This is a genomic window from Streptomyces sp. NPDC059456 (assembly GCF_042750055.1).
Taxonomy (GTDB): domain Bacteria; phylum Actinomycetota; class Actinomycetes; order Streptomycetales; family Streptomycetaceae; genus Streptomyces.
The window spans coordinates 1-6,727 of the sequence record NZ_JBHYVA010000247.1; the positions used below are offsets into that span (position 1 = coordinate 1).

A 6,727-nucleotide genomic window follows, 5' to 3' on the forward strand; every position below is an offset into this window, starting at 1 on the left:
GGGGGGCGGCGCCCGGCCCGCCCCCCCCCACCCCGAGGGGGGCCCGCGCCCGTCACCCGGCGCAGCCCCGTGCGCCTTCCGCGGGGAGGGCGCCGCGACCGGCGGGGTCGGTCGTATCCTGAGGGCGTTTCCGACTACCGAAAGCAGCCGGCCATGCGCGTGTACGTCCCCCTGACCCTCCCCGGGCTCGCCGAGGCGCACGAGGCGGGTGAGCTGGGACCGGCCCCGCTGCGGGCGTACGCCGTCACGCCCGGCCTGCGCGAGTGGTACGTGTCGGAGGACCTGGAGGAGCTGGAGTACGCCGCGCTCGGCCGGGCCGCCGCCGCGTCCCTGCGCCTGCTCGCCGCGCAGGACGGCGCCCCGCGCAAGCGCGTCGTCGTGGCCGTCGACGTGGACGACAAGGCCGCCACCGCGACCCCCGGGATCGACGAGGCCACCCTGGGCCAGGTGACGCTCGCCGCGGCCGTACGGCTCTCCGTGGCCGCCGCCGTGCACGTGGACGCCGATGACGCGCTGGGCGACGTGAGCGCCGCCGCCGCTGCCCTGGAGGCCGCCGACGCCGGGGACGACGACGCGCAGTTCACCGTGGACGGCGCCGAGGACCACGAACTGCTGTGGTTCGGCGTCCAGGAGATCCCGGGGCTGCTGAAATGAGCCTCCCCGCCACCTCCGCGGCCGGCGCCCACATCGTGTGGGACTGGAACGGCACGCTGCTGCACGACATCGACGCCGTCATCGCCGCCACCAACGCCTCCTTCGCCGAGTTCGGCTTCGCGCCGATCACGCTGGAGCGCTACCGCGAGCTGTACGTCGTACCGGTGCCGAAGTTCTACGAGCGGCTGATGGGACGGCTGCCCACCGAAGCCGAGTGGGAGGTCATGGACGCGACGTTCCACCGGCACTACTGGGCCGCCGCCGACGCCGCCGGGCTCACCGAAGGGGCCCGGGAGCTCCTGCGCGACTGGCAGGCGGGCGGACTCACGCAGTCCCTGCTCTCCCTCGCGCCGCACGAGAGGCTCGTACCCCTCGTGGAAGCGCACGGGATCGGCGCGCACTTCCTGCGCGTCGACGGGCGCACCGGCCCCTCGCACACCAGCAAAGCCGTACACCTCATACGTCACATGGCGGCTATGGAGGGAACGGGCGTGACCGCCGACCGTACGATCCTCATCGGGGACGCCCTCGACGACGCCCTCGCCGCGGCTCACGTCGGAGCCCGGGCCGTCCTCTACACGGGTGGTTCGCACAGCCGCCGCAGTCTGGAACGAGCCGGGGTCCCCGTCGTGGACTCGCTGGCCGAAGCCGTACGCACTGCTCGCGAGCTGGCCGAATAAGTACTGGCATCGGGCGGGCCGCGTCACTGCGCACATCGTCAAACTTCAAGACCTGCTTTTGTACAGATCTGGTGCGTGACGAGGAGGGGGTCAGGCGAGATAGCCTGGTACCCGTGATCAGCGCGATAGTCATCGGAGGCATTGCCGCCTCCGGCCAGCGCCCGGCGCACGACCGTGCCCGGGCCTTCGCTGATCCCCGCTGCCGGGACCTCACGCCGATCATGGCCAAATCCCTCCCGGGCGGCTCTCACGACGGCACGGCGCCGATCCCGAACGGTCACCCCGCATCGCGGCGCCACGTCATTCCTTCCTTCACCTACGTCACGCAATGGCGCGCGACAGGAGCCAGAGGACATGCAGACCAAGCTGGACGAAGCAAAGGCCGAGCTGCTCGCGCGGGCGGCACGGGTAGCTGAGAACAGCCCGGCCGGGGGGCTACTTCCGACTGGGTCCGAGCAGCGGGAGCGTCCCGACCGGGACACCACTCTCGCCTACCTCCAGCGCTACTACCTGCACACCGCCCCGGAGGACCTGCTCGACCGGGACCCGGTCGACGTGTTCGGGGCGGCGCTGTCGCACTACCGGCTCGCGGAGAACCGGCCGCAGGGCACGGCGAACGTTCGCGTGCACACCCCCACGGTCGAGGAGAACGGCTGGACCTCCAGCCACTCGGTCGTCGAGGTCGTCACCGACGACATGCCGTTCCTCGTGGACTCCGTGACGAACGAGCTGTCCCGGCAGAGCCGCGGCATCCACGTCGTGATCCACCCGCAGGTCGTCGTCCGCCGTGACGTCACCGGCAAGCTGATCGAGATCCTCGGTCCCGACTGCGACGCGCACGGCCCCAAGACCGCGCGCCCCCACGACTCCCTCGTCGAGTCCTGGATCCACGTCGAGACCGACCGCGAGACCGACCGCGCCGACCTCAAGCAGATCACCGACGACCTGCGCCGCGTCCTGTCCGACGTCCGCGAGTCCGTCGAGGACTGGGAGAAGATGCGCGACGCCGCGCTGCGCATCGCCGACGACCTCCCCGACGAGCCCACCGCGCCCGACCTGCGCGAGTACGAGCTCGAAGAGGCCCGCGAGCTGCTGCGCTGGCTCGCCGACGACCACTTCACCTTCCTCGGCTACCGCGAGTACGACCTCGTCGACGGCGACGCCCTGTCCGCCGTGCCCGGAACCGGCCTCGGCATCCTGCGCTCCGACCCGCACCACAGCGGCCAGGAGGACGACCACCCCGTCTCGCCCTCCTTCAACCGGCTGCCGGCCGACGCCCGCGCCAAGGCCCGCGAGCACCGCCTGCTGGTGCTGACCAAGGCCAACAGCCGCGCCACCGTGCACCGCCCCTCGTACCTCGACTACGTCGGCGTCAAGAAGTTCGACGCCGAGGGCAACGTCGTCGGCGAGCGCCGCTTCCTCGGCCTGTTCTCCTCCGCCGCGTACACCGAGTCGGTGCGCCGCGTCCCGGTCATCCGCCGCAAGGTCGCCGAGGTCCTCGACGGCGCCGGCTTCTCGCCGAACAGCCACGACGGCCGCGACCTGCTCCAGATCCTGGAGACCTACCCGCGCGACGAGCTGTTCCAGACCCCGGTCGACAAGCTCCGCGAGATCGCCACCTCCGTCCTGTACCTCCAGGAGCGCCGCCGGCTGCGGCTGTACCTGCGCCAGGACGAGTACGGCCGCTACTACTCGGCGCTCGTCTACCTGCCGCGCGACCGCTACACCACCGGCGTGCGGCTGCGCCTGATCGCGATCCTCCAGGAGGAGCTCGGCGGCAGCAGCGTCGACTTCACCGCCTGGAACACCGAGTCGATCCTGGCCCGCATCCACTTCGTCATCCGCGTCCCGCAGGGCAAGGAACTGCCGGTCCTGACGGACGGCGACGTCGAGCGCATCGAGGCCCGCCTCGTCGAGGCCGCCCGCTCCTGGGCCGACGGCTTCGCCGACGCCCTGGTCGCCGAGGTGGGCGAGGAGCGCGCCGCCGAGCTGCTGCGCAAGTACGGCACCTCCTTCCCCGAGGGCTACAAGGCCGACCACAAGCCGCGCGCGGCCGTGGCCGACCTGTGCCACCTGGAGCGGCTCTCCGCCAGCGACCGCCCGTTCGCGCTCTCGCTGTACGAGCCCGTCGGCGCCGGCCCCGGCGAGCGCCGGTTCAAGATCTACCGCACGGGTGAGCAGGTCTCGCTGTCCGCGGTCCTGCCCGTGCTCCAGCGCCTGGGCGTCGAGGTCACCGACGAGCGCCCGTACGAACTGCGCTGCAGCGACCGCACCAACGCGTGGATCTACGACTTCGGCCTGCGGATGCCGCTGCCCGCCGGCAACGGCGACACCTACCTCGGCGACGACGCCCGCGAGCGCTTCCAGGAGGCCTTCGCCGCCGTCTGGCAGGGCGACGCCGAGAACGACAACTTCAACACCCTGGTGCTGAGCGCCGGGCTGACCTGGCGCCAGGCCGTGGTGCTGCGCGCCTACGCGAAGTACCTGCGCCAGGCCGGCGTGAACTTCAGCCAGGACTACATGGAGGACACCCTCCGCAACAACGTCCACACCACCCGGCTGCTGGTCTCGCTCTTCGAGGCCCGGATGTCGCCCGGCCGCCAGTCCGCCGGCACCGAGCTCATCGACGCCATGCTGGAGGAGCTGGACGGGGCCCTGGACCAGGTCGCCTCGCTCGACGAGGACCGGATCCTGCGGTCCTTCCTCACGCTGATCAAGGCGACCCTGCGCACCAACTTCTTCCAGCTCAACGACGCGGGCGAGCAGCACGCGTACGTGTCGATGAAGTTCGACCCGCAGGCCATCCCCGAACTCCCGGCGCCGCGCCCGGCGTACGAGATCTGGGTGTACTCCCCGCGCGTCGAGGGCGTCCACCTGCGCTTCGGCAAGGTCGCCCGAGGCGGCTTGCGCTGGTCCGACCGCCGCGAGGACTTCCGTACGGAGATCCTCGGCCTGGTCAAGGCGCAGATGGTCAAGAACACCGTCATCGTGCCGGTCGGCGCCAAGGGCGGCTTCGTCGCCAAGAACCTGCCGGACCCGTCGGTGGACCGCGACGCGTGGCTGGCCGAGGGCATCGCCTCCTACAAGATCTTCATTTCGGCGCTGCTCGACATCACCGACAACATGGTCGGCGGCGCGGTCGTGCCGCCGAACGGCGTGGTCCGCCACGACGAGGACGACACCTACCTCGTCGTCGCCGCGGACAAGGGCACCGCGACCTTCTCGGACATCGCCAACGGCGTCGCCGAGGCGTACGGCTTCTGGCTGGGCGACGCGTTCGCCTCGGGCGGCTCGGCCGGCTACGACCACAAGGGCATGGGCATCACCGCCCGCGGCGCCTGGGAGTCCGTCAAGCGGCACTTCCGCGAGCTGGGCCACGACACCCAGACCGAGGACTTCAGCGTCGTCGGCGTCGGCGACATGTCGGGCGACGTGTTCGGCAACGGCATGCTGCTCTCCGAGCACATCCGCCTGGTCGCCGCCTTCGACCACCGGCACATCTTCATCGACCCGGCCCCGGACGCGGCGACCTCGTACGCCGAGCGCCGGCGCCTGTTCGAGCTGCCGCGCTCCTCGTGGGCCGACTACGACCCCGCGCTGCTGTCCGCGGGCGGCGGCGTCCACCCGCGCACGGCGAAGGCCATCCCGGTCAACGCGCAGATGCGCGCGGCCCTCGGCATCGAGGCGGGCGTCACCAAGATGACCCCGGCCGACCTGATGCAGGCCATCCTCCAGGCCCCCGTGGACCTGCTGTGGAACGGCGGCATCGGCACGTACGTCAAGGCCGGTACCGAGACGCACACCGACGTCGGCGACAAGGCCAACGACGCCATCCGCGTCAACGGCGGGGACGTCCGGGCCAAGGTCATCGGCGAGGGCGGCAACCTGGGCCTGACCCAGCTCGGCCGCATCGAGTTCGCCCGGATCGGCGCCGGCGGCGAGGGCGGCAAGGTCAACACCGACGCCATCGACAACAGCGCGGGCGTGGACACCTCCGACCACGAGGTGAACATCAAGATCCTGCTCAACGCGGTCGTCGCCGACGGGGACATGACCGTCAAGCAGCGCAACAAGCTGCTGGCCGAGATGACCGACGAGGTCGGGCACCTGGTGCTGCGCAACAACTACGCGCAGAACACGGCCCTGGCCAACGGCACCGCGCAGGCGCCCAGCCTGCTGCACGCCCAGCAGCGCTTCATGCGCCGCCTGGAGGCCGCCGGACGGCTGGACCGGGGCATCGAGTTCCTGCCCACCGACCGGCAGATCCGTGAACTGCTGGGCGCCGGCAAGGGCCTGACCCAGCCGGAGCTGGCCGTCCTGTTCGCCTACACCAAGATCACGGTGGCGGACGAGCTCATCGCCACCGAGCTGCCCGACGACCCGTACCTGCGCCGTCTGCTGCACGCGTACTTCCCGGGCGCCCTGCGCGGGAAGTTCCCGGAGCAGATCGACGGGCACGCGCTGCGCCGCGAGATCATCACGACGCTGCTCGTCAACGACACGGTCAACACCGGTGGTTCGACCTTCCTGCACCGGCTGCGCGAGGAGACCGGGGCCTCCACGGAGGAGATCGTCCGGGCGCAGCTCTCGGCCCGCGAGATCTTCGGCATGGCCGAGGTCTGGGACGCGGTCGAGGCGCTGGACAACAAGGTCGCGGCCGACGTCCAGACCCGGGTGCGGCTGCACTCGCGGCGCCTGGTCGAGCGCGGCACCCGCTGGCTGCTGAACAACCGGCCGCAGCCGCTCCAGATCACCGAGACCATCGAGCTGTTCGCCGACCGGGTCAGCGACGTCTGGGCCGAGCTGCCCAAGCTGGTGCGCGGCGCCGACCTCGACTGGTACCAGTCGATCGTGGACGAGCTGACCGGCGAGGGCGTGCCGGAGGAGCTGGCGGCCAAGGTCGCCGGGTTCTCCTCGGCCTTCCCGACGCTGGACATCGTCGCGATCTCGGACCGCACGGGCGTCGACCCGCTGGGTGTCGCCGAGGTGTACTACGACCTCGCCGACCGCCTGGACATCACCCAGCTGATGGACCGGATCATCGAACTGCCGCGGTCCGACCGCTGGCAGTCCATGGCCCGCGCCTCCATCCGCGAGGACCTGTTCGCGGCGCACGCCGCGCTGACCGCCGACGTGCTGGCGGTGGGCAACGGCGACTCGACTCCCGAAGAGCGCTTCAAGGCGTGGGAGGAGAAGAACGCGGCGATCATCAGCCGGGCCCGGACGACCCTGGACGAGATCCGGGGTTCGGACGACTTCGACCTGGCGAACCTGTCCGTCGCGATGCGGACGATGCGTTCGCTGCTGCGCACGCACGCGTAGTCCCCGAGGGGCGATGACGCACGGGCGGGCCCGGGGGGCGGGGTTGGCAAGCGCCCCCCCGAGGGGGAACC

The 6,727-nt window shown here is 71.3% G+C and carries 3 protein-coding genes; all 3 read left to right on the forward strand.

Annotated elements, in window-relative coordinates:
* Nucleotides 1–153: 153 nt before the first annotated feature.
* Complete coding sequence (locus tag ACFXA3_RS21720; protein WP_385189020.1) at nucleotides 154–654, forward strand: DUF6912 family protein; 501 nt, start codon at nucleotides 154–156, stop codon at nucleotides 652–654.
* A complete protein-coding gene (locus tag ACFXA3_RS21725; RefSeq protein WP_385189022.1) occupies nucleotides 651–1,334 on the forward strand; it encodes an HAD family hydrolase in 684 nt (227 codons plus the stop codon). The genes ACFXA3_RS21720 and ACFXA3_RS21725 overlap by 4 nt, the downstream gene beginning before the upstream one ends.
* 354 nt (nucleotides 1,335–1,688) lie before the next feature.
* Nucleotides 1,689–6,656, forward strand: a complete 4,968-nt coding sequence (locus tag ACFXA3_RS21730) for an NAD-glutamate dehydrogenase (RefSeq protein ID WP_385189024.1) — start codon at nucleotides 1,689–1,691, stop codon at nucleotides 6,654–6,656.
* The last annotated feature ends 71 nt before the right edge of the window (nucleotides 6,657–6,727 follow it).

Excerpts from the sequence above, each read along its gene's own strand:
- ACFXA3_RS21720 (WP_385189020.1), top strand. The coding sequence starts at position 154 with ATGCGCGTGTACGTCCCCCTGACCCTCCCCGGGCTCGCCGAGGCGCAC.
- ACFXA3_RS21725 (WP_385189022.1), top strand. The coding sequence starts at position 651 with ATGAGCCTCCCCGCCACCTCCGCGGCCGGCGCCCACATCGTGTGGGAC.
- ACFXA3_RS21730 (WP_385189024.1), top strand. The coding sequence starts at position 1,689 with ATGCAGACCAAGCTGGACGAAGCAAAGGCCGAGCTGCTCGCGCGGGCG.